The sequence below is a fragment of the Pectobacterium sp. A5351 genome (assembly GCF_028335745.1).
Taxonomy (GTDB): Bacteria; Pseudomonadota; Gammaproteobacteria; order Enterobacterales; family Enterobacteriaceae; genus Pectobacterium.
In genome coordinates this window covers 232,350-255,635 of sequence record NZ_CP116477.1, presented here as the reverse complement: position 1 = coordinate 255,635, position 23,286 = coordinate 232,350, and the positions used below count along the sequence as shown (strand labels likewise).

Below are 23,286 nucleotides of genomic sequence, written 5' to 3'. Positions count from 1 at the left end.
ATGTTCGAACAACGCGTGAATTCTGACGTACTGACCGTTTCCACTGTAAACTCTCAGGCTCAGGTAACCCAAAAACCCCTGCGCGACTCGGTTAAACAGGCACTGAAGAACTATTTTGCTCAATTGAACGGTCAGGATGTAAGTGACCTGTATGAGCTGGTACTGGCTGAAGTTGAACAGCCACTGTTGGACATGGTGATGCAATACACCCGCGGTAACCAAACCCGCGCCGCCCTGATGATGGGCATCAACCGCGGTACTCTGCGTAAGAAATTGAAAAAATACGGCATGAACTGATACTAATCAGTTAAGCATTTGAAAAAAGGCGCTTTACCTCTTGGGTTAAGCGCCTTTTTCTTTGTCATCTATTTAGGTAGCAACAGTCTTAGCGTGGCGGCCTGAGCCATTTCGTCTGCGAGATGAGGAATTCGTTGTTAATGACTCATCCCTTCTTGTGTATCCGTTTCTGACGCATGAAAGAGTCGGTGCAGGTTATCCAGTCGTTCCGCTAACACGAACGTTAAAATCTCTTTCGATTCTGGGTTGTCTAATTCAACAATGGCGTAAGCCAGCGCACGACACTGATCGAGCGCTTCTTCGGGTTCTAACGGTGTGTTATCAAACATGGTGCACCTCCTGAACGGGCAGACGACCAGCAAAGACCATGACATGACCATCAGGGGAATGTTCCCGCGCCTGACGTTCGGTGGCAGCAATAATATGAACGACACGCCGAGAAGATGTTCCCAAAGCAAGAAAGCGATACTGAAATTCGGGGCGAGTTTGGGTAGACTGGATATCAGCCATAGTGTTAGCTCCAATAACATTGTGGTTAGAGGCCCGGTTAGTGCTCCAACACTGCCGGGCTTCGCATTTTATAGGTGAATCGCACCTATGCAGCTAACATTACGCCTAAGTGAATCGCACCTCAAGGTGTTTTTTAGAATTATTTTTACGTATACTGAATCGCACTTAGTACATGGAGATCCAGCAATGGCAACGGGTTCAATTAACAACAAGTCACAGCAGTTGAATGCAAGGTTCCCGCACGACGTTGTTGCTGAAATGGAAAGCAGCCTTGAAGCTGGTGAGACAAAGGCGCAATTCATCATCACCGCAGTAAAAGGCGAGATCAAACGCCGCCAGCGCAAGCAGCCTAAAGATGGGTCCTAAGAATGGGCATTTTTACGGGTAACGTGAGCTATACGCACTAGTGCTTAGACAGCCAGCTAAGTACCAGACATGAACATTTACACTTTGGATATGCACTAATCTTTCTTTCAAATCATTGATGCTGGATGAGTATTATAGAAGACAGAAATATCATAATTAGTTATTTTTGCAGAAAATAGCACAAGACTATATTTATACCAAAAAATATCAAATAGATAACTAACAGCTATCTCATGTGAATAACCATAGAAACTTAGAGTCTATTTTATTGAAAGAATTCATAAAATAAAGAGAAAGCATATCGTTAAAAAAACCGCCAGCATGACGGTAATTTTAACAAGTTAGTTTATTTTTCAGAATCTTTCTTCCCGAAAAGATATCCTAAAGCGAGAGTTATTATAGGTATAAATATTGACGAAACCTTGACTATTATATCAATCGCTGCTGCCCCTCCTGTATTATATATATCAACTAGAACCAGCAGGAAAATAATAACCCAAGAATATCTTATCGTTCTTGTTACGACATACCATACAACCGAATTTTTTGCTTCTTCAGCAGTCCCTATAAAATCGCTTATTTTTTCTTTAAGAAAATAATTAAGTATGTTTTTGGGGGGTGTTTTTTGATATGACTTATCTTCTGATAAGTCATCATAAAGTTTATTCTCTGCCCCTTCTTTTTCTTTCATTATTCGTCTTCCTTGCACGCTCGGTAAAGAGATATAGATAAAAGAGAAATGCTATTATTATTATTTGGTTGATATAAAAAACCAAGATATATATCTAATCCATCCACTTTTGCTATCCGTGGAAATGCTTTTGTAGTACCTAATTGAGTATTTTTTTTTGCCAACCTATTTATCTTGAAAGTCAGAGTTTTATCCACAATTTCGAAGTCCCAGTTTTTTAACTTCTCCTCGCTAATATCATCTAACATGTTAGAAAATTCAAATATGATATTGATGTCTTCTATATTGATTGACACCTTATCTTCGCTGACTGGAAGAGCTATGTTGTAGCTCTTTATTAATTCTTTTTTTCCGACTTTGAGTCCGATGTCCATTTATTTACCCTAATCTAATAATGAAACTATTTCTGAGATATTAACATAAGGTTCATAGTCTCCTCTGTGAAATCAAAAAACCGCCTTGAAAGGCGGTTTTCAAAGGTTCTTGAGAGTTTTATCTCTTAAAAACCAAGGTAACTGCGTAGAGGAGCACAGTGCCCAAAGATATGTTTTAGTTTAGCCTTAACTAACGCATAACTTCAAGATTAAATCCTTCTTAGTACGTTACCAATGCATACCACCACTGGCTATTTTTCATATCTTTTCCATTTATAATTCGAAACAATAATTACCAGAAATAGTGTGATACTCGGCTGAACCGAGCTTGAGCAGCCCCAACCTAGAGTGAACAGTCTTCACATAACTGATAATCAGGTGTGGAATAGGATAAAAGGATCTATAACTACAAAACGATAACAGTAAACCGAGGCAATAACAGCCAGTTTGAGCATCAACTACTTCAAAACACCTCAACCAGCTCAAACTCTTCAAACACCAGCAGCATATCCGGGGCAAACGTGCCTTCTCGTTCGAAAAATGTCTGATGGCCTTCACGCCAGAAAGCCAGGCTTTTGTCGCCTTCGCCCTCTTTCGCCGCCATCTCAGCAGTCACATCGCAGTAGCGCACCAGCGTTAACGAGCGCGTCCGAATCACGCAGGAAGGCTGTCCGGCACCGTCCAGAACGATATTGTAATCGCCGACCTGCGGCGTTTGCTCGTTTTTGAATGCGTGGTACGAACTACAGGTTGCCGTTTTATGCCCTTGTCGCACCAGTTGCAGCAGCTCATCCGCCAGCTCGGGGCTGTCGCCAAATGACCAGCGCAGCGCGTCTGGGTACTTTTCCAATCCTTGTTTATGACTCATCATCTTCCTCGGTTTATACGGCTATCATCGCTCTGTTTTCTTACGCCATCATAGCCGTAAAGCGACCATCAGGTAATGTCCACTTCTACCCAAAGCGCGGCATGGTCAGACGCAGCCGTGTCCCATGATGTCACTTCGGGTAGCGGCGTAACCGGTTCAGCGCCCTCTTTGGCAGCAATCTTGTCGATATTATAAATGCCCCGACGTTCGATTCCCCACTCCACCACCGCCTGATGCAGAGGCGCAGACAGGAAAATGTAGTCAAGTTGATTTAACCGCGCGCCCTTCTTTCCTCCAGCAAAATAGTAGGTGTAGCGCTCTTTTTCCGGGCGCTCAGGGTCGATAACCGGGTGTAAGTCCAACAGGGAAAACAACGGAGCCAAACTGTTCCAGGGGTTTGACGAATCCTCGTTCAAATCACCGAGAATGACCACATAGTCTTTCTTGAGATCGTAAGTCTGTTGGACAATCTCCGCGACACGTTCGGCCTGATCGCGGCGCTTCTCCGCCCCACGCTGCCGCTCTTCTTCCGTTTGACCGCTCTGACTTTTGAAATGGTTACACAGAATATAAATCGGCTGTTTGAGACCGGCATCCAGCATCACTTCGAGACAATCACGGCTAAATACGGGATCGAAGCGCTTTCCGGCATCAAAAATATGTGTGCGGAGCTGAGCAATCCGATAACGCGTCAAGCAGGCGACATCAATACCACGCGGATCGTTCGGGCTGTCGATCATCACGAACTGGCTGAATTTATTTTCCCCCAGTACCTGATTATTGAAATCACGCAGGACATCCATATTTTCGACTTCAACCGCGCACAGAATATCGACGTTAAGCAGGGTGATAATCTTGCCCGTATTCTTACGCTGTTGGCTGCTGAACTCCTGCGATTTAAATACGATTTCACCGATCCAATCCCCACGACCGCGGCAGCTTTTATTGATCCTAAATCCGGTACCGGCGTCCTCCTTTTTCCATCGCCCCAGCGTGCCTGCATCGGTGCGAATATCAATATAAGGACGTAGTGCGATAGAAAGGTGGAACACCTGATCTTTCAGGGCATCATCGTATTGGGGCTGTTCAAGAAGATGCTGAAGCTGCCTGACCTGCTGCAATAAGGCGTCAATCTGCTGGGTATCGGGGAGGTTGAGAATCGCGGTACGGTGGAACAGGTTCTCAACGTTATAGCTGGCGATGCGGATCTTCATTGTTGTCTCCTGCTAGGTAGTGGCAAAAGCAATGATGTCCTTTTGAGAATAGAAGCACATTGTGACAGTTGGGTAGCATTTACGGCGCAATAGACTCTTTCTATCGTTCCTTCACTCAACATGGTTAAAACGTGTTAGACGCACTATATTCACTACAAAAGTCAGGCTCGCGACAAAAGTACGCACGCCATGAGTACTATATTCACTTCTGATATAAATCATCACACAACGTGATTTATAAACAGATGTGTTGTCGCGTAGATTCGTTATTAACAAAAGTTATAAGCGCATCACTGCATACCACTCACAGGAATTCATAATGAAAAAAATACGTTTTGCTTTACTGACCAGCGCCCTGCTTGCTACCAGCGTATTCGCTCATGCCGATGACCTTAGCGCCATCAAGTCCGCAGGGGTTATCAAGATCGGCACAGAAGGCACCTATGCGCCTTATACCTATCATGATAAATCAGGCCAGTTGGTTGGTTTCGATGTGGATATTGGCCGCGCGGTGGCAGAAAAACTCGGCGTGAAAGCCCAGTTCATTGAAGGACGTTGGGACGGCTTAATCGCCGGTATTGATGCCAAGCGCTACGATGCGGTCATCAATCAGGTTGGTGTGACCAAAGAGCGCCAAGCCAAGTATGATTTCTCCAAGCCTTATATCGACTCCAAAGCGGTGCTGGTTGTCCGTGGCGATAACACCACCATTAAAGATTTCAGCGATTTGAAAGGCAAAAAATCAGCACAAAGCCTGACCAGCAATTACTCTAAACAAGCCACCCGCTACGGCGCGGACATCGTGCCGACGGACGGCTTTAATCAGTCGCTGGATCTGGTTCTCAGCGGCCGTGCGGACGCCACGTTGAACGACAATCTGTCATTCTTGGATTTCAAAAAGCAGAAGCCAGATGCCAACGTGAAGATTGCAGCGACCTCAAAAGACGGCGAACCTTCCGCGATTCTGGTACGTAAAAATCAGGAACCACTGGTAGAAGCATTAAATAAAGCTCTGGATGAAATTAAAGCAGACGGCACCTATAAAACGATATCTGTGCGATACTTCGGGGAGGATGTTTCTCAATAATCGCACTGTTACCAGAGCGCGTTGTTATGAATGTGATTATCATCAACGCGCTCTGTAATTAGAGCATATCTTTATCGGAGCTCGTTTTCATGCCGCCTTGGCTACAACTCATGGCAGACTCCTTCTGGAGCCTGCTGTCTGCGGGACTGAAATTTACCGTCCCTCTGGCTATCCTGTCTTTCATCTTTGGCTTAGCTCTCGGCATTATCATCGCACTGGTTCGCCTTTATGGCCCAAAGCCGCTGAAATGGGTGGGTGATTTCTACGTTTGGGTTATTCGTGGAACGCCATTATTGGTTCAGCTTTTCCTGATTTTTTATGGACTACCCAGCGCGGGGATTACTCTGGATGCCTTTCCGGCTGCCCTTATTGGTTTCACTATCAGCGTGGGTGCCTATAGCTCGGAGATCGTCCGCGGGGCAATTTTGTCTGTCCCGAAAGGCCAATGGAATGCCGCCTATTCTCTCGGTATGAACGGCAGGCAGGCGATTCGCTGGGTCATCTTCCCGCAATCCGTTTTCGTGTCGCTGCCGCCGCTTTCCAATACGTTTATTTCCTTAATCAAGGATACGTCGCTGGCCGCCGTGATCACCGTACCGGAGATGTTTTTATCCGCTCAGCGCATCGTCTCCGTTACCTATGAGCCTCTGATTCTGTATATCGAAGCAGCGCTGATTTATCTGATGTTCAGCACCGTGCTGAGCCAGCTACAGGTGAAACTAGAAAAGTATTATCAGCGCCATATCACACACTAACGCCGACATCAGCCTATGCAATCCGCTGGGCTGATGGCGTCCTCGCACTCACGCCATTTAACAAACGGCTATCCATACCGGAAAAATATGCATATTGGCTGACGCTGCCTCATTCTCTCTATTTTAACTTAGCCAGTCTGGGTCGTAAAAACGTCCTGTTCTTCGGCTCTGACCACTGTGTTTTGTTTTCCCCAACACGCACACAGCAAAAAGCCCCTGTCTTTCGACAGGGGCCTTCCACTATTTGATGCCTGGCAGTTCCCTACTCTCACATGGGGAAGCCCCACACTACCATCGGCGCTACGGCGTTTCACTTCTGAGTTCGGCATGGGGTCAGGTGGGACCACCGCGCTATCGCCGCCAGGCAAATTCTGTTTCATTCCAACCGTTGTACTTCACTCACTTTCGTGTGTTTGTGTACAACCATCAGAACCAATCTTCGAACAAGCTAAATATCAAAACACTTCTCTATGAGTCATCTCACAAAACACCTTCGGTGTTGTAAGGTTAAGCCTCCCGGGTCATTAGTACTGGTTAGCTCAACGTATCGCTACGCTTACACACCCAGCCTATCTACGTCGTCGTCTTCAACGGCCCTTCAGGGGTATCAAGTACCCAGGGAAGACTCATCTCGAGGCAAGTTTCCCGCTTAGATGCTTTCAGCGGTTATCTCTTCCGCACTTAGCTACCGGGCAATGCAATTGGCATCACAACCCGTACACCAGTGGTGCGTTCACTCCGGTCCTCTCGTACTAGGAGCAACCCCTCTCAATCTTCCAACGCCCACGGCAGATAGGGACCGAACTGTCTCACGACGTTCTAAACCCAGCTCGCGTACCACTTTAAATGGCGAACAGCCATACCCTTGGGACCTACTTCAGCCCCAGGATGTGATGAGCCGACATCGAGGTGCCAAACACCGCCGTCGATATGAACTCTTGGGCGGTATCAGCCTGTTATCCCCGGAGTACCTTTTATCCGTTGAGCGATGGCCCTTCCATTCAGAACCACCGGATCACTAAGACCTGCTTTCGCACCTGCTCGAGCTGTCACTCTCGCAGTCAAGCTAGCTTATGCCTTTGCACTAACCTCCTGATGTCCGACCAGGATTAGCTAACCTTCGTGCTCCTCCGTTACGCTTTGGGAGGAGACCGCCCCAGTCAAACTACCCACCAGACACTGTCCGCAACCCGGATTACGGGCCCACGTTAGAACATCAAACATTAAAGGGTGGTATTTCAAGGTCGGCTCCACGCAGACTGGCGTCCACGCTTCAAAGCCTCCCACCTATCCTACACATCAAGGCTCAAGGTTCAGTGTCAAGCTATAGTAAAGGTTCACGGGGTCTTTCCGTCTTGCCGCGGGTACACTGCATCTTCACAGCGAGTTCAATTTCACTGAGTCTCGGGTGGAGACAGCCTGGCCATCATTACGCCATTCGTGCAGGTCGGAACTTACCCGACAAGGAATTTCGCTACCTTAGGACCGTTATAGTTACGGCCGCCGTTTACCGGGGCTTCGATCAAGAGCTTCGCCTTGCGGCTGACCCCATCAATTAACCTTCCGGCACCGGGCAGGCGTCACACCGTATACGTCCACTTTCGTGTTTGCACAGTGCTGTGTTTTTATTAAACAGTTGCAGCCAGCTGGTATCTTCGACTGGTCTCAGCTCCATCCGCGAGGGACTTCACCTTACACCAGCGTGCCTTCTCCCGAAGTTACGGCACCATTTTGCCTAGTTCCTTCACCCGAGTTCTCTCAAGCGCCTGAGTATTCTCTACCTGACCACCTGTGTCGGTTTGGGGTACGATTCGGTGTTACCTGGAGCTTAGAGGCTTTTCCTGGAAGCGTAGCATCAGTTACTTCATCACCGTAGTGACTCGTCATCACGCCTCAGTGTTAATGATGACCCGGATTTACCAAAGTCACCCACCTTCACGCTTAAACCGGGACAACCGTCGCCCGGATAACCTAGCTTTCTCCGTCCCCCCTTCGCAGTAACACCCAGTACAGGAATATTAACCTGTTTCCCATCGACTACGCTTTTCAGCCTCGCCTTAGGGGTCGACTCACCCTGCCCCGATTAACGTTGGACAGGAACCCTTGGTCTTCCGGCGTGCGGGTTTTTCACCCGCATTATCGTTACTTATGTCAGCATTCGCACTTCTGATACCTCCAGCACCCCTCACAGGACACCTTCGCAGGCTTACAGAACGCTCCCCTACCCAACAACACCTGAGTGTCGCTGCCGCAGCTTCGGTGCATGGTTTAGCCCCGTTACATCTTCCGCGCAGGCCGACTCGACCAGTGAGCTATTACGCTTTCTTTAAATGATGGCTGCTTCTAAGCCAACATCCTGGCTGTCTGTGCCTTCCCACATCGTTTCCCACTTAACCATGACTTTGGGACCTTAGCTGGCGGTCTGGGTTGTTTCCCTCTTCACGACGAACGTTAGCACCCGCCGTGTGTCTCCCGTGATAACATTCTTCGGTATTCGTAGTTTGCATCGGGTTGGTAAGTCGGGATGACCCCCTAGCCGAAACAGTGCTCTACCCCCGAAGATGAATTCACGAGGCGCTACCTAAATAGCTTTCGGGGAGAACCAGCTATCTCCCGGTTTGATTGGCCTTTCACCCCCAGCCACAAGTCATCCGCTAATTTTTCAACATTAGTCGGTTCGGTCCTCCAGTTAGTGTTACCCAACCTTCAACCTGCCCATGGCTAGATCACCGGGTTTCGGGTCTATACCCTGCAACTTAACGCCCAGTTAAGACTCGGTTTCCCTGCGGCTCCCCTATTCGGTTAACCTTGCTACAGAATATAAGTCGCTGACCCATTATACAAAAGGTACGCAGTCACCTAACAAGTAGGCTCCCACTGCTTGTACGTACACGGTTTCAGGTTCTATTTCACTCCCCTCGCCGGGGTTCTTTTCGCCTTTCCCTCACGGTACTGGTTCACTATCGGTCAGTCAGGAGTATTTAGCCTTGGAGGATGGTCCCCCCATATTCAGACAGGATGTCACGTGTCCCGCCCTACTCATCGAACTCACAACTTGTGCATTTTTGTGTACGGGACTATCACCCTTTACTGTGCGACTTTCCAGACGCTTCCACTCACACACAAACTGATTCAGGTTCTGGGCTCCTCCCCGTTCGCTCGCCGCTACTGGGGGAATCTCGGTTGATTTCTTTTCCTCGGGGTACTGAGATGTTTCAGTTCCCCCGGTTCGCCTCATGACACTATGGATTCATGTCATGATAGTGTGTCGAAACACACTGGGTTTCCCCATTCGGGTATCGTCGGGTATAACGCTTCATATCAGCTTACCGACGCTTATCGCAGATTAGCACGCCCTTCATCGCCTCTGACTGCCTAGGCATCCACCGTGTACGCTTAGTCGCTTAACCTCACAACCCGAAGGTGTCTTGAAGACACATTCGCGCTGCGATTATTTGAGAGACTCATTGACAGACTGATTCATCACAACTCACCCGAAGGCAGTCATGCATGTTCAGCTGTCATGTTTCAATTTTCAGCTTGTTCCAGATTGTTAAAGAGCAAAATACTTCGCAGCATACTGTTTCCAATACGCTCTGAAGTCTTTTTAATGGTGGAGCTATGCGGGATCGAACCGCAGACCTCCTGCGTGCAAAGCAGGCGCTCTCCCAGCTGAGCTATAGCCCCATCGTTGCTTACAGATACCTTATATACCACTCACGGAAGAGTTGGTAGGCCTGAGTGGACTTGAACCACCGACCTCACCCTTATCAGGGGTGCGCTCTAACCACCTGAGCTACAAGCCTATTAAGGTATTTCTGCTCGTTATTTTCATCAGACAATCTGTGTGAGCACTTCACTCAACGCACATCTTCTTGGTAAGGAGGTGATCCAACCGCAGGTTCCCCTACGGTTACCTTGTTACGACTTCACCCCAGTCATGAATCACAAAGTGGTAAGCGCCCTCCCGAAGGTTAAGCTACCTACTTCTTTTGCAACCCACTCCCATGGTGTGACGGGCGGTGTGTACAAGGCCCGGGAACGTATTCACCGTAGCATTCTGATCTACGATTACTAGCGATTCCGACTTCATGGAGTCGAGTTGCAGACTCCAATCCGGACTACGACGTACTTTATGAGGTCCGCTTGCTCTCGCGAGGTCGCTTCTCTTTGTATACGCCATTGTAGCACGTGTGTAGCCCTACTCGTAAGGGCCATGATGACTTGACGTCATCCCCACCTTCCTCCAGTTTATCACTGGCAGTCTCCTTTGAGTTCCCGGCCTAACCGCTGGCAACAAAGGATAAGGGTTGCGCTCGTTGCGGGACTTAACCCAACATTTCACAACACGAGCTGACGACAGCCATGCAGCACCTGTCTCACAGTTCCCGAAGGCACTAAGGTATCTCTACCGAATTCTGTGGATGTCAAGAGTAGGTAAGGTTCTTCGCGTTGCATCGAATTAAACCACATGCTCCACCGCTTGTGCGGGCCCCCGTCAATTCATTTGAGTTTTAACCTTGCGGCCGTACTCCCCAGGCGGTCGATTTAACGCGTTAGCTCCGGAAGCCACGCCTCAAGGGCACAACCTCCAAATCGACATCGTTTACAGCGTGGACTACCAGGGTATCTAATCCTGTTTGCTCCCCACGCTTTCGCACCTGAGCGTCAGTCTTTGTCCAGGGGGCCGCCTTCGCCACCGGTATTCCTCCAGATCTCTACGCATTTCACCGCTACACCTGGAATTCTACCCCCCTCTACAAGACTCTAGCTTGCCAGTTTCAAATGCAGTTCCCAAGTTAAGCTCGGGGATTTCACATCTGACTTAACAAACCGCCTGCGTGCGCTTTACGCCCAGTCATTCCGATTAACGCTTGCACCCTCCGTATTACCGCGGCTGCTGGCACGGAGTTAGCCGGTGCTTCTTCTGCGGGTAACGTCAATCGATGAGGTTATTAACCTCACCGCCTTCCTCCCCGCTGAAAGTGCTTTACAACCCGAAGGCCTTCTTCACACACGCGGCATGGCTGCATCAGGCTTGCGCCCATTGTGCAATATTCCCCACTGCTGCCTCCCGTAGGAGTCTGGACCGTGTCTCAGTTCCAGTGTGGCTGGTCATCCTCTCAGACCAGCTAGGGATCGTCGCCTAGGTGAGCCATTACCTCACCTACCAGCTAATCCCATCTGGGCACATCTGATGGCGCGAGGCCCGAAGGTCCCCCGCTTTGGTCCGAAGACGTTATGCGGTATTAGCTACCGTTTCCAGTAGTTATCCCCCTCCATCAGGCAGTTTCCCAGACATTACTCACCCGTCCGCCGCTCGTCACCCAAGGAGCAAGCTCCTCTGTGCTACCGCCCGACTTGCATGTGTTAGGCCTGCCGCCAGCGTTCAATCTGAGCCATGATCAAACTCTTCAATTTAAGATTTGTTTGATTTGCTGAACTCGTCAGCGATGCTCAAAGAATTAAAACTGTTTATTCGTAATGAATTTACTGTTGTTCACTCTTCAAGACTTTTTATATCGTTAAGATACGGTCTTGTGAGTGCCCACACAGATTGTCTGATTAAATTGTTAAAGAGCAGTGCCACAATCTCTCGTGGCGCGGGTCGCATATACTATGCTAATCCGCTTTAAAGTCAAGTCATTGCTGACTGCTTTATGAAATCTTTTTCCTGTCATCACAACTGCGTTTGCGCTGTTGCCGTGTCAGTGGAGGCGCATTATAGGGACTTCTCGGCAGGCCGCAATAGGTATTTTAAAGAAAAATGTTTGTTTGCTGCATTCCACAGCAAAACCCCGCTTTATACCTATTTTTGCACAAACTTATCCACAGAAAGCATTCTACTCAAAAATTGACGAGCATCACGCAAACGTTTTCGCTACAATTCACCCCATTCAAGATCGTCGTATTTTTGCGAACGCTAACTGAATATTTCTCTTTATTCCGCAACTATTGCTCTGACAAAGACGATATTCACATACCGTTCTTTACTGACTACCCAAATCCAGGGGATAACATCATCATGCAACAACGCCGTCCAATTCGCCGCGCTCTGCTCAGCGTTTCTGACAAAGCAGGTATTGTCGAATTTGCTCAAGCTCTGTCCCACCGTGGTGTCGAGCTCCTTTCAACCGGAGGAACCGCACGTTTGCTGGCTGATGCTGGCTTGCCGGTGACTGAAGTCTCTGACTACACTGGCTTCCCGGAAATGATGGATGGGCGTGTAAAGACTCTGCACCCGAAAGTACACGGCGGTATTTTGGGACGTCGCGGTCAAGATGATGCGATCATGACGCAGCACGACATCAAGCCGATCGATATCGTTGTTGTGAATCTGTATCCGTTTGCCCAGACCGTGGCTCGTGAGAACTGCACATTAGAAGACGCCGTCGAGAATATCGATATCGGTGGCCCTACGATGGTTCGCTCCGCAGCAAAAAACCATAAGGATGTGGCTATCGTAGTCAAGAGCAGCGACTACAGCGCCATCATTAATGAAATCGACGCCAACGACGGTTCGCTGACCTACGAAACCCGTTTCGATTTAGCGATCAAAGCCTTCGAACACACTGCCGCGTACGACAGCATGATTGCCAACTACTTTGGCGCACTGGTTCCGCCTTACCACGGTGAAACCGATAAACCATCAGGTAGCTTCCCACGCACGTTGAACCTGAACTACATCAAAAAGCAGGACATGCGCTACGGCGAGAACAGCCATCAGCAAGCCGCCTTCTATATAGAAGAGAATATTAGCGAGGCTTCTGTCGCGACCTCTACGCAGTTACAAGGAAAGGCGCTGTCTTATAACAACATCGCCGATACCGATGCGGCGCTGGAGTGCGTGAAAGAATTTGCCGAACCGGCCTGCGTTATCGTTAAACATGCGAATCCGTGTGGCGTAGCAATCGGCGGTTCAATCCTTGATGCCTACGAACGCGCCTATAAAACCGACCCAACATCGGCATTCGGCGGCATTATCGCTTTCAACCGTGAACTGGATGAAGAAACGGCGCAGGCCATTATCAGCCGTCAGTTTGTCGAAGTGATTATTGCGCCATCCGCCAGCGAGGCCGCATTGAAGGTGACCGCTGCCAAACAAAACGTACGCGTCCTGACCTGTGGCAGTTGGCAGCAACGTGTTGCTGGTCTGGATTTCAAACGCGTCAACGGCGGTTTGCTGGTACAGGATCGCGATCTGGGCATGGTCGATGCGTCTCAGCTGCGTGTCGTGACCGAACGTCAGCCAAGCGAACAGGAATTACGCGACGCCCTCTTCTGCTGGAAAGTGGCTAAATTCGTCAAATCCAATGCGATTGTGTACGCACGCGACAATATAACCATCGGAATAGGTGCCGGTCAGATGAGCCGTGTTTATTCAGCAAAAATCGCCGGAATCAAAGCGGGTGATGAAGGGCTGGAGGTAAAAGGCTCCGCGATGGCATCTGATGCGTTCTTCCCATTCCGTGATGGTATTGATGCTGCCGCTGCCGTTGGTATTACCTGTGTGATCCAACCAGGCGGATCCATTCGCGATGATGAAGTCATTGCCGCCGCCAACGAACACGGCATTGCGATGATTTTTACCGACATGCGCCATTTCCGCCATTAATTCTGGAGCTTGACCGAAATGAACATTTTAATCATTGGTAATGGCGGACGCGAGCACGCGCTGGCCTGGAAAGCCGCACAGTCACCGCTGGCAAAACACGTTTATGTCGCTCCGGGAAATGCCGGCACCGCGCTTGAGCCAGCGCTGACCAATGTCGATATCGCCGCAACCGACATTCCAGCGTTAGTCACTTTTGCGCAGGAAAACCACATCGATTTAACCATCGTTGGCCCAGAAACACCGTTAGTTCTCGGTGTTGTCGATGCATTTCAGCACGCGGGTCTAAAAATCTTTGGCCCAAAACAGGGCGCAGCACAGTTAGAAGGTTCTAAAGCCTTCACTAAAGATTTTCTGGCACGCCACCGCATCCCGACAGCGGAATACCAGAACTTCACCGAAGTTGAACCTGCACTGGCCTACGTACGCAGCAAAGGTGCGCCTATCGTCATCAAGGCAGATGGATTAGCCGCTGGCAAGGGTGTGATTGTCGCCATGACGTTGCAGGAAGCGGAAAACGCCATTCAGGATATGCTGGCGGGGAATGCATTCGGCGATGCCGGACACCGTATCGTGGTGGAAGAATTCCTTGATGGCGAAGAAGCCAGCTTTATCGTGATGGTGGATGGCAAGAATGTGCTACCGATGGCAACCAGTCAGGATCATAAACGCGTTGGAGATAAAGATACGGGCCCAAATACTGGCGGTATGGGTGCTTATTCTCCAGCCCCGGTCGTGACTGATGAAATCCACCAGCGCGTGATGGATCAGGTAATTTGGCCAACCGTAAACGGCATGGCCGCAGAGGGAAATACCTACGTCGGTTTCCTGTATGCAGGACTGATGATTTCTGCCGATGGTCAGCCAAAAGTGATCGAGTTCAACTGCCGCTTCGGCGATCCAGAAACACAGCCCATTATGTTGCGCCTACGCTCCGATCTGGTGGAACTGTGTCTGGCAGCCTGTGATGGCACGCTGGACCAGAAAGATTCCGTCTGGGATGAACGTCCGTCTCTGGGCGTGGTATTGGCCGCAGGCGGCTACCCGGCTGACTACAACACGGGCGATGTGATTTCCGGCTTACCGCAGCAGGATGCTGAAGATGGCAAGGTCTTCCATGCTGGTACCAAGCTAAATGGTATTAATGTCGTGACCAACGGCGGCCGTGTACTGTGCGTCACCGCACTGGGCAATACCGTCGCTGAAGCGCAGCAGCGCGCTTACGAAATCGCAGCGGGTATTCAATGGCAGGGAGTATTCTGTCGAAAAGACATCGGCTACCGCGCCATTGAGCGCGAGCAAGCCTGATAGGCGATCCGATAACGATTGTCTGATAAATACTGAAGCCCGGAGAAATCCGGGTTTTTTATCGCCAGATTTTTAGATTAACGTTATTTAGGCTGCCACTGGCAAACATCATCTTCCACCACCAGCAATAGCTGCGTCCCTTCCGGCGCTTCCAGCCACGCGACATTTAGCGGGCGCGTTGCCTGCACTTTTTGCTCTGCAATCCATTCACGCGAATCATTGTCAAAATCAGGGCGAACCACCGTACCGTCACAAGACTGTACTTGCCCTTCCTGCCATTTCCCTTGCTTTAGCGTCACCTTTCCTGCTCGCAGTACATCGCTCAACTCCAGCATACGCTTAGCATCAAACTGGTAGAGCGCGATATCATCATCAGAAACCGATTCTCGTCTTTCGGCAAGTTGCCGCTGCATAAAGCTGACGGTTCCATCTTCTGCAAAGCGCAAACGCATATCTTCTTGTTGCGCCCCGAGCTGATTACGCTGTATCTCGCGTAGCTTATCCTGTTGGAACGTATAGCGCGTCACCACCAGAGCATTGCCCTGAAGCGGGTTGAACACGGTGGTCAGCGCCGTCGTATTCTGCGCATCGTCTTTACGCCACAAACGCACAATACCGCGATCGGCAACGTAACCGCTGGCGAAAAACTCCGGCGGTGCGGTGCGGCTACTACAGGCCACCACAGCAGTCAGCACGAGGCCTGCGCCACACAAACGTCGTAAAAGCAAAAGGGGCGAAAACGCCCCTCTGCTTAAACTTTTAACCGACATGGGCTTATTTAACAGCGTCTTTCAGAGCCTTGCCAGAAACAAACGCTGGCACGTTGGCAGCAGCAATTTTGATTTCTTTACCGGTTTGTGGGTTGCGGCCAGTGCGCTCATTACGATGGTTGACTTTAAACGTACCAAAACCAACTAATTGTACTGCATCACCTTCTTTCAGAGACTCGGTAATTGCCGCCAGAGTTGATTCCAAAGCTGCTTTAGCCTGTACTTTTGACAGATCAGCTTTATCCGCAATTACATCAATCAGTTGAGTCTTATTCATAAGTTATCCTTACAGTGTGTTTATCGCTTGCTAAGCATCGAGTGCGACGGATATGCCATCTCCCCTTTCAGGGTGTGGTAGCACTCTCCTGCATACACGCACCGACAGCCACTTTTTTTACGCCCCCCAAATGTAGACCAGACAGGGTGCGAATGTGAAGCCTTAAGACAGGCCATTTCAGGCCTTAAATCACGTTTTATCGCGTTATTGATGCAAATTTATCCCGATGTTACTACTTCCGGCCTCGCGCAGATCGGAACGGAGCCCTTTTATCAGCTCAATATCACGTTCTTCACAGGCCGCCAACAGGCGAAAAATCTCCCATTGGATGTCCCATTCTTCTTCAATTGCAGGCAAAACCTTTAGCTCATCGTCGGTCATTTCTTTGCCTGCCTGCGTCATTTCCAACATGGCAACCGTGCGGATAGATGTTTCGCTAATTGCTATCGCATGTTCGAGCGTTGCGCCGCTTAAACGCGAATGAATCAGCTCGCCCAGCGCGATACAGGCATCAATAGCCGGGTAGACACCGTAAAGATCGTAATCTTCCGCAGCGGGAATCGCTTCTTCCAGCTTTTCCAACTGGCTATCGAAATTAACCTTCGCATCTTTAACAACCAATGTTTCCCATACCAGATCGAGAATGCGGCGGTAAACCATCGCATCACCGAACGTTGTTTGACGGCAGAACTCGTGGTAATTAGGATACATACGTTCACAAAGGCATGCCATGAAAGTGACATGTTGCCAGCTTGCCAGTTTTTCCAGACGTAAATGAATGGGGTTACGTAACATTTTTATGCTCATTAACAGCGACGGACGGCAGTGTACCTGAAATCACAGTGTCGCCCTATGCCTGAATTCTTAAAGTTTTACGACAATACGTTAGCGGCTTGCTGCCGTTGCCAACGCACAAATGCGGGGCGATTCGATGCAACCGCATCAGCCCAACGGGTCGGCTCCGGTAAACGGTAGCCGCGCATACAACGTTGTACCCAATGCAATGCACTATCTTGTCCAACGCGGTGCCCCGTCGCCACAAACAGCGGATTACAGCGCGCTTTGCTACGCCATACCCAACCAATCTGCTCGCCCTTATCCAGTAACGGCTGCTGGCTACCGACGCTCTCTGCCAACGGTTCAAACCGGCCGCAAAGCCGACTTTTCGCCACGCCAATGGTGGGCACATCAACCAACAGACCAAAATGACTAGCAACACCGAGACGACGTGGATGGGAAATCCCGTGTCCATCGACAAACAGCAGGTCCGGTTTCTGTTCCAGCAACGCCCACGCAGCAAGTAAGCCAGGGCATTCACGAAATGAAAGAAAACCGGGGATATAAGGCATCGTCGTGCTAATGCGTGCAATCTTGTATTCTACCAGCTCTAGCGAAGGATAGCGCATTACTGCAATTGCGGCGCGGGTGACCGAACCTTCTTGCTCAAAGCCAACATCAGCGCCTGCGATAAACGCAGGCTGTTCAAAAGGTACATCGTCGTGCCGAATCACATCAGACGCCCGAGCCAGTTGTTCAGCCCGCAGCTGTTGTGTATCAATCACATCACCTCCTGTGAATCATGCGTGATAAGGGCGGGACAACCGATGTACGGCCTCAACAAAAACGCCTGCATGTTCCGGCGGCACGTCTTGATGAATGCCGTGACCCAGATTGAAAACATGTCCGTTGCCTTGCCCAAATCCAGCGAGGATAGATGCCACTTCCTGTTCGATCCGTGCAGGATCGGCATACAACATCGACGGATCCATATTACCCTGTAGCGCCACTCTATCGCCGACCCGACGGCGTGCGTCGGCAATATCGCTCGTCCAGTCCAGCCCCAGCGCGTCACAGCCCGTTTCTGCCATCGCCTCCAGCCACTGGCCTCCGCCTTTGGTAAAGAGCGTCACAGGCACTCGGCGACCTTCGTTCTCACGTTGTAAACCATCAACAATCTTATGCATGTACCGCAGGGAGAATTCTTTGTAGTCACGTCCGCTCAGCGCGCCGCCCCAGGTATCGAATACCATGACCGCCTGCGCGCCAGCGCGAATTTGCGCGTTGAGATAAAGAATGACGCTATCAGCCAGCTTATCCAGCAGCAGGTGTAACGTTTTAGGCTCAGCGAACATCATTTTCTTGATGACGGTAAACGCTTTGCTGCTACCGCCTTCAACCATATAGGTCGCCAGCGTCCACGGGCTGCCCGAGAAACCGATCAACGGCACTTCACCGGCAAGGTTTTTACGGATCGTCCGCACCGCGTTCATCACATAACCCAGTTCCTGCTCTGGATCGGGAACTGGCAGGTTCACCACATCGGCATGGGACGTAATAGGAGAATGGAAACGAGGGCCTTCCCCCGCTTCAAAATAGAGCCCTAATCCCATAGCATCAGGGATGGTCAGGATATCGGAGAACAGGATTGCCGCATCCAGCGCATAGCGCCGTAAAGGTTGTAACGTGACTTCGCAAGCCAGTTCTGCGCTTTTACACAGCGACATAAAATCCCCCGCCTGCGCGCGCGTTGCCTTATATTCCGGCAAATAACGCCCCGCCTGACGCATCATCCACACCGGGGTAACATCAACGGGTTGGCGCAATAACGCCCGCAAGTAGCGATCGTTTTTCAGATCAGTCATGTTCTTTTCCTTTCAACCTCACGGCGGTTCGACACCGGGTAGATATGATGAAACGGATGCGTTATAAAACGAACGCTTTATAAAACGAATACGCTATGACGCGAGTACGTTGTGTACGCGAGCCATTCATGGCGCAAATAGTACCACGTCAGCCTTCGTTCTCGTGATAAGTGCGACACAACACCACCGTATCTTCGATAAGCCGACGTGCCACGGTGCCCGGCGGGGGCAGTTGCGGGAGTTGGTCAAAGCGGAACCAGCCCGCGTCACGCAGCTCTTTCGGGTCGTGCTTGATGTCTCCACCCGCATACTCAGCCATAAACGCCATCATCAACGAATGCGGGAAAGGCCAAGGCTGCGAACTCACGTAGCGCAGGTTTTTTATCTGGATTTGGCTCTCTTCCATCACCTCACGTACGACCGTCTGTTCCAACGTTTCACCGACTTCCACAAACCCAGCCAGCACGGTGTACATATTTCCGCGATGTCGATTATGCTGCGCCAGCAAAATCTCATCGCCACGGCGAATCGCGACAATGATGCAAGGTGCGATCTGCGGATAATAACGCTCTTTGCAGTGGTGGCATAAGCACGCCAGTTCCGTTTTACTCCGCACCATTTCATGGCCGCAGTAACCGCAAAAACGATGAGAACGATAGAACTCAGCCAGCTGTACACCTCGCCCCGCCAGTTGGAATAAGCCCACGTCCTGCTCGAGCAGTTGGCGAACCGAGGCCATATCGGTATCACGGCCCTGACACACCAGCCAGACGGGCTGTTCTTGCCATTCGCCGATTTGGCGAGCCGTTTTCCCCTGCAAAGACCACTCTATCGCCGTTCCACACGGTAATTCTCCCTGGGGCAGCCAGATTTGTACCGCATCGCTAACCACCCACCAGCCGGTCTCATCACCTTTTAGCGTCTGTTCCATATCTTTTTATTGCTCCACTGCCACTTCACTGGCATTTTACATTCAGAGTGATTACATAAGTTTTATAACTGGGATTTCAGTTATTTCTTACCCTTCACGGAGTCAACGATGCTAAACCAGCTACAAAGTCTGACTGAATACGTTGGTGGCAATAATGCGTTAATCGACCAATGGCTACAAGCGCGTAAGCAGCTTCTGGTGGCTTACTATCATCTGGTTGGCATCAAGCCGAACAAGGAAGCGCTTTCTCTTCTGGATGAAGAAGCATTGGATAATTTTTGCCAGAATCTGGTGGATTACCTTTCTACCGGCCACTTTCATTTATACGAAAAGATGCTGCATGAAGCAGCGACACACAGCGAACAGCTCTTAGCCCTTTCCACCCAGCTCGACCTCGCCTTGCAAAATAACACGCAGCACATTATGACGTTTTACGATAGCCATTTGGCGGCCGCCATCGACCATGATAACTGTCTCAAATTTCAGCAGGCACTCTCCAGCGTCGGTGAAGCTCTGGAAGAGCGTTTTACGTTAGAAGACAACATGATCCGTCTGGTTTACGACAACTAGCGGTCATTTGACGTTATTTAAAAACATCGCCACACGCTGTACAGGCAAAAGCGACACGCTTTGACATCCGCGTTTTGCCGACATACAGTGTAGGGGTTTTATTGGCCCGTTTAAGAAACGGGCATATCTTGTCGGAGTGCCTAGCGTGCTCGTGTTTTGTTTTACGAAATCAATCGTTTTACGAAACCTATGAGCGCACAGGCTGAGACCGTTAATTCGGGATCCGCGGAACCTGATCGGGTTAATACCTGCGAAGGGAACAAGAGTAATGCACCTCATTGAGATTGAGCCCAAGGCTGCGTATTCCTACATACCTGCTCTGATGCTTGATATCATTATTACTCCCTCCGGCTCCAGACAAGCAATCTTCCCTTTACGTCTTACAGGAACTTGCTATGTCTACAGAACCCTTGTCTATAAAAACCTCGTCGGTAAAGACAGAGTTATCTACAGCATCCAAATCGGGTCGCCGCGAGCAGCGTTCCGCCGCCCAGCAATTTATCGACACCTTACAGGGAACAGCCTTCCCTAATTCCAAACGTATCTACCTTGCAGGTTCGCGCGACGATATTCACGTGCCAATGCGAGAAATTCAGCTCAGCCCGACGCTACTCGGCGGCAGCAAAGACAATCCGCAATACGAACCCAATGAACCGATCCCGGTTTATGATACGTCAGGGCCCTATGGCGACCCCGCCGCCCAACCCGATGTCCGCGTTGGCTTAGCGAAGCTGCGCGCCAGTTGGATTGCCGAACGTCACGACACCGAGGCGCTATCCGGCGTCAGTTCCGATTTCACTCAGCAGCGTCTGGCAGATGCCGGTCTTGATCATCTGCGCTTCGAACACTTGCCACGGCCGCTTCGTGCCAAAGCGGGCAAACGCGTCACTCAGCTTCACTATGCACGACAGGGGATCATTACCCCCGAAATGGAATTTATCGCCATTCGCGAAAATATGGGACGCGAGCGTATTCGCACTGACGTGCTGCGCCAGCAGCATCCGGGGCAAAGTTTCGGTGCACTTCTGCCGGAAAACATCACGCCGGAATTCGTTCGTCAGGAAGTCGCCGCCGGTCGCGCCATTATTCCTTCCAACATCAACCATCCCGAATCAGAGCCGATGATCATCGGACGCAATTTTCTGGTGAAGGTTAACGCCAATATCGGTAATTCCGCCGTGACGTCCTCCATCGAAGAAGAGGTGGAAAAGCTGGTCTGGTCTACCCGCTGGGGCGCGGATACGGTGATGGATCTCTCAACTGGCCGCTATATTCATGAAACCCGCGAGTGGATTCTGCGCAACAGTCCCGTGCCAATCGGTACCGTGCCAATCTATCAGGCGCTGGAAAAAGTGAACGGCGTGGCGGAAAACCTGAATTGGGAAATGTTCCGCGATACGCTGCTGGAACAGGCAGAACAGGGCGTGGACTATTTCACTATCCATGCGGGTGTGCTGCTGCGCTATGTACCGATGACGGCCAAACGCCTGACCGGCATCGTCTCACGCGGCGGTTCCATTATGGCGAAATGGTGCCTGTCACATCACACAGAAAGCTTCCTGTACGAACACTTCCGCGAAATCTGTGAAATCTGTGCCGCTTATGACGTCGCGCTGTCACTAGGCGATGGCTTACGTCCCGGCTCCATTCAGGATGCCAACGACGAAGCCCAGTTTGCTGAGCTACATACGTTGGGCGAGCTGACCAAAATCGCCTGGGAATACGACGTACAGGTGATGATCGAAGGCCCCGGCCATGTTCCGATGCAGATGATCCGCCGCAACATGACCGAAGAACTGGAGCACTGCCATGAAGCGCCATTCTATACGCTCGGCCCGTTAACCACCGATATCGCACCGGGTTACGATCACTTCACCTCCGGCATCGGTGCCGCCATGATCGGCTGGTTCGGCTGCGCGATGCTCTGTTATGTAACGCCGAAGGAACATCTAGGCCTGCCGAACAAAGAAGACGTCAAACAGGGGCTGATTACCTACAAGATCGCCGCTCACGCCGCCGATCTGGCGAAAGGTCATCCCGGTGCGCAGATCCGTGATAACGCCATGTCGAAAGCACGTTTCGAATTCCGCTGGGAAGACCAGTTCAATCTGGCGCTCGATCCCCAAACGGCACGTGCCTACCACGATGAAACGCTGCCGCAGGAATCCGGTAAAGTCGCTCACTTCTGTTCTATGTGCGGCCCCAAATTCTGCTCGATGAAAATCTCACAGGAAGTACGCGACTACGCCGCGAAACAGGAAGCGGAAGCCAAACCGATCGAAGTGGGTATGGCGCAGATGTCGCAAGAATTCCGCTCTCGCGGCAGCGAGCTTTATCACAGCGCCACCAGCCTGCAAACCGAGGAAAGCAAATGACAGACTCGACGCCTTTTGCCCCAACGGCGCAGCGGCTGGGGCTGTATCCCGTCGTCGATAGCGTGGAGTGGATTGAACGCTTACTCAGCATCGGGGTGAAAACGATCCAGCTCAGGATCAAAGATCGGTCAGATGAACAAGCCGAAACCGATGTGATCCAGGCGATCGCATTGGGTCGTCGCTATCAGGCGCAGCTCTTCATCAATGACTACTGGAAATTAGCGATAAAACATCAGGCGTACGGCGTACATCTGGGTCAGGAAGATCTGGATACCGCCGATCTGGCAGCGATTAAACAAGCTGGACTGCGCTTAGGCGTTTCCACGCACGACGATCGTGAACTGGCGCGCGCGGTGGCGATAAACCCGTCCTACATCGCACTGGGACATATTTTCCCCACGCAAACCAAAGATATGCCATCAGCGCCGCAGGGGCTGGCCGAACTGACGCGACACATAACCGATCTGCAAGGCCGTTTTCCCACCGTTGCGATCGGCGGTATCAGCATCGATAGCGTCCCTGCGGTGCTGAAAACGGGCGTCGGCAGCATTGCTGTCGTCAGTGCCATTACTCAGGCACCGGACTGGCGTCAGGCGACGGCAACGTTGCTCAGGATGATTGAAGGGCGGGAGGCATAAC

Annotated in this window: 21 protein-coding genes, 2 tRNA genes, 3 rRNA genes and 1 riboswitch; of the genes, 9 read left to right on the top strand and 17 right to left on the bottom strand. The window is 50.6% G+C overall.

The annotated features are described in order from the left end of the window. Complete coding sequence (gene fis, locus O1Q74_RS01200; RefSeq protein WP_005975342.1) at positions 1-297, top strand: DNA-binding transcriptional regulator Fis; 297 nt, start codon at positions 1-3, stop codon at positions 295-297. 137 nt (positions 298-434) lie between these two features. Here fis and O1Q74_RS01195 read toward each other — a convergent pair whose 3' ends face one another. Together O1Q74_RS01195 and O1Q74_RS01190 are read right to left on the bottom strand one after the other, a co-directional pair. Continuing rightward, complete coding sequence (locus O1Q74_RS01195; RefSeq protein ID WP_271875697.1) at positions 435-626, bottom strand: hypothetical protein; 192 nt, start codon at positions 624-626, stop codon at positions 435-437. Beyond that, on the bottom strand, positions 619-807 hold the full coding sequence (locus tag O1Q74_RS01190; RefSeq protein ID WP_271875695.1) for a host cell division inhibitor Icd-like protein: 189 nt from the start codon (positions 805-807) through the stop codon (positions 619-621). The genes O1Q74_RS01195 and O1Q74_RS01190 overlap by 8 nt, the downstream gene beginning before the upstream one ends. Positions 808-993: 186 nt before the next feature. Here O1Q74_RS01190 and O1Q74_RS01185 point away from each other — a divergent pair, with 186 nt between their 5' ends. Then, the gene (locus O1Q74_RS01185) at positions 994-1,173 is read left to right on the top strand and encodes a YlcI/YnfO family protein (RefSeq protein ID WP_271875693.1); all 180 of its coding nucleotides are present in this window, start codon (positions 994-996) and stop codon (positions 1,171-1,173) included. A gap of 346 nt (positions 1,174-1,519) precedes the next feature. On the opposite strand, the gene O1Q74_RS01180 is transcribed toward O1Q74_RS01185, so the two are convergent. From O1Q74_RS01180 to O1Q74_RS01165, 4 genes are all read right to left on the bottom strand, one after another. Beyond that, positions 1,520-1,864: a hypothetical protein gene (locus tag O1Q74_RS01180; protein ID WP_271875692.1), complete on the bottom strand. Its 345-nt coding sequence runs from the start codon at positions 1,862-1,864 to the stop codon at positions 1,520-1,522. Further along, positions 1,864-2,238 carry a hypothetical protein gene (locus O1Q74_RS01175; protein ID WP_271875690.1) on the bottom strand — a complete coding sequence of 125 codons (375 nt, stop codon included), beginning with the start codon at positions 2,236-2,238 and terminating at the stop codon, positions 1,864-1,866. The genes O1Q74_RS01180 and O1Q74_RS01175 overlap by 1 nt, the downstream gene beginning before the upstream one ends. 463 nt (positions 2,239-2,701) lie before the next feature. Further along, positions 2,702-3,106 carry an ASCH domain-containing protein gene (locus O1Q74_RS01170; protein ID WP_271875689.1) on the bottom strand — a complete coding sequence of 135 codons (405 nt, stop codon included), beginning with the start codon at positions 3,104-3,106 and terminating at the stop codon, positions 2,702-2,704. 68 nt (positions 3,107-3,174) lie between these two features. Continuing rightward, the gene (locus O1Q74_RS01165; protein WP_271875688.1) at positions 3,175-4,320 is read right to left on the bottom strand and encodes an endonuclease/exonuclease/phosphatase family protein; all 1,146 of its coding nucleotides are present in this window, start codon (positions 4,318-4,320) and stop codon (positions 3,175-3,177) included. Positions 4,321-4,639: 319 nt separating this feature from the next. Between O1Q74_RS01165 and O1Q74_RS01160 the strand changes: the two genes are divergently transcribed. Beyond that, complete coding sequence (locus tag O1Q74_RS01160; protein WP_271875687.1) at positions 4,640-5,407, top strand: amino acid ABC transporter substrate-binding protein; 768 nt, start codon at positions 4,640-4,642, stop codon at positions 5,405-5,407. 89 nt (positions 5,408-5,496) lie between these two features. Continuing rightward, on the top strand, positions 5,497-6,162 hold the full coding sequence (locus O1Q74_RS01155) for an amino acid ABC transporter permease (protein ID WP_271875685.1): 666 nt from the start codon (positions 5,497-5,499) through the stop codon (positions 6,160-6,162). Between the two features lie 249 nt (positions 6,163-6,411). Here O1Q74_RS01155 and rrf read toward each other — a convergent pair. The 5 genes from rrf to O1Q74_RS01130 all read right to left on the bottom strand — a co-directional run bounded on the left by rrf (position 6,412) and on the right by O1Q74_RS01130 (position 11,583). Continuing rightward, positions 6,412-6,527: ribosomal RNA gene (gene rrf / locus O1Q74_RS01150) — 5S ribosomal RNA — on the bottom strand. A 138-nt stretch (positions 6,528-6,665) separates the two neighbouring features. Next, positions 6,666-9,572, bottom strand: a 23S ribosomal RNA gene (locus tag O1Q74_RS01145). A 201-nt stretch (positions 9,573-9,773) separates the two neighbouring features. Further along, positions 9,774-9,849, bottom strand: a tRNA-Ala gene (locus O1Q74_RS01140). A gap of 42 nt (positions 9,850-9,891) precedes the next feature. Continuing rightward, a tRNA-Ile gene (locus O1Q74_RS01135) sits at positions 9,892-9,968 on the bottom strand. A 73-nt stretch (positions 9,969-10,041) separates the two neighbouring features. Continuing rightward, positions 10,042-11,583 (bottom strand): 16S ribosomal RNA (locus O1Q74_RS01130). Together the 16S, 23S and 5S rRNA genes with 2 tRNA genes alongside form the textbook arrangement of a ribosomal RNA operon. A gap of 604 nt (positions 11,584-12,187) precedes the next feature. Here O1Q74_RS01130 and purH point away from each other — a divergent pair. Then, complete coding sequence (gene purH, locus O1Q74_RS01125) at positions 12,188-13,777, top strand: bifunctional phosphoribosylaminoimidazolecarboxamide formyltransferase/IMP cyclohydrolase (protein ID WP_271875683.1); 1,590 nt, start codon at positions 12,188-12,190, stop codon at positions 13,775-13,777. A gap of 18 nt (positions 13,778-13,795) precedes the next feature. Beyond that, the gene (gene purD, locus O1Q74_RS01120; RefSeq protein WP_271875681.1) at positions 13,796-15,082 is read left to right on the top strand and encodes a phosphoribosylamine--glycine ligase; all 1,287 of its coding nucleotides are present in this window, start codon (positions 13,796-13,798) and stop codon (positions 15,080-15,082) included. An 83-nt stretch (positions 15,083-15,165) separates the two neighbouring features. On the opposite strand, the gene O1Q74_RS01115 is transcribed toward purD, so the two are convergent. The 6 genes from O1Q74_RS01115 to nudC all read right to left on the bottom strand — a co-directional run bounded on the left by O1Q74_RS01115 (position 15,166) and on the right by nudC (position 19,702). Then, on the bottom strand, positions 15,166-15,852 hold the full coding sequence (locus O1Q74_RS01115) for a DUF1481 domain-containing protein (protein ID WP_271875679.1): 687 nt from the start codon (positions 15,850-15,852) through the stop codon (positions 15,166-15,168). A gap of 4 nt (positions 15,853-15,856) precedes the next feature. After that, a complete protein-coding gene (gene hupA, locus O1Q74_RS01110; protein WP_009114799.1) occupies positions 15,857-16,129 on the bottom strand; it encodes a nucleoid-associated protein HU-alpha in 273 nt (90 codons plus the stop codon). A 204-nt stretch (positions 16,130-16,333) separates the two neighbouring features. After that, positions 16,334-16,924, bottom strand: a complete 591-nt coding sequence (locus O1Q74_RS01105; RefSeq protein WP_271875674.1) for a YjaG family protein — start codon at positions 16,922-16,924, stop codon at positions 16,334-16,336. 77 nt (positions 16,925-17,001) lie between these two features. Beyond that, positions 17,002-17,691, bottom strand: coding sequence for a deoxyribonuclease V (gene nfi, locus O1Q74_RS01100; protein WP_271875672.1), 690 nt, complete (start codon positions 17,689-17,691; stop codon positions 17,002-17,004). A gap of 15 nt (positions 17,692-17,706) precedes the next feature. Next, on the bottom strand, positions 17,707-18,771 hold the full coding sequence (gene hemE, locus O1Q74_RS01095; RefSeq protein ID WP_271875670.1) for a uroporphyrinogen decarboxylase: 1,065 nt from the start codon (positions 18,769-18,771) through the stop codon (positions 17,707-17,709). A 148-nt stretch (positions 18,772-18,919) separates the two neighbouring features. Further along, positions 18,920-19,702: an NAD(+) diphosphatase gene (gene nudC / locus O1Q74_RS01090; protein ID WP_271875668.1), complete on the bottom strand. Its 783-nt coding sequence runs from the start codon at positions 19,700-19,702 to the stop codon at positions 18,920-18,922. Positions 19,703-19,810: 108 nt separating this feature from the next. Here nudC and rsd point away from each other — a divergent pair, with 108 nt between their 5' ends. From rsd to thiE, 3 genes are all read left to right on the top strand, one after another. Continuing rightward, positions 19,811-20,272: a sigma D regulator gene (gene rsd / locus O1Q74_RS01085; protein ID WP_271875666.1), complete on the top strand. Its 462-nt coding sequence runs from the start codon at positions 19,811-19,813 to the stop codon at positions 20,270-20,272. Between the two features lie 122 nt (positions 20,273-20,394). Continuing rightward, a riboswitch (TPP riboswitch) is annotated at positions 20,395-20,548 on the top strand. A gap of 119 nt (positions 20,549-20,667) precedes the next feature. Further along, entirely contained in the window at positions 20,668-22,647 is a 1,980-nt protein-coding gene (gene thiC / locus O1Q74_RS01080) for a phosphomethylpyrimidine synthase ThiC (RefSeq protein WP_271875664.1), read from the top strand. Further along, a complete protein-coding gene (gene thiE, locus O1Q74_RS01075) occupies positions 22,644-23,285 on the top strand; it encodes a thiamine phosphate synthase (RefSeq protein WP_271875663.1) in 642 nt (213 codons plus the stop codon). The genes thiC and thiE overlap by 4 nt, the downstream gene beginning before the upstream one ends. Position 23,286 lies beyond the last annotated feature (1 nt).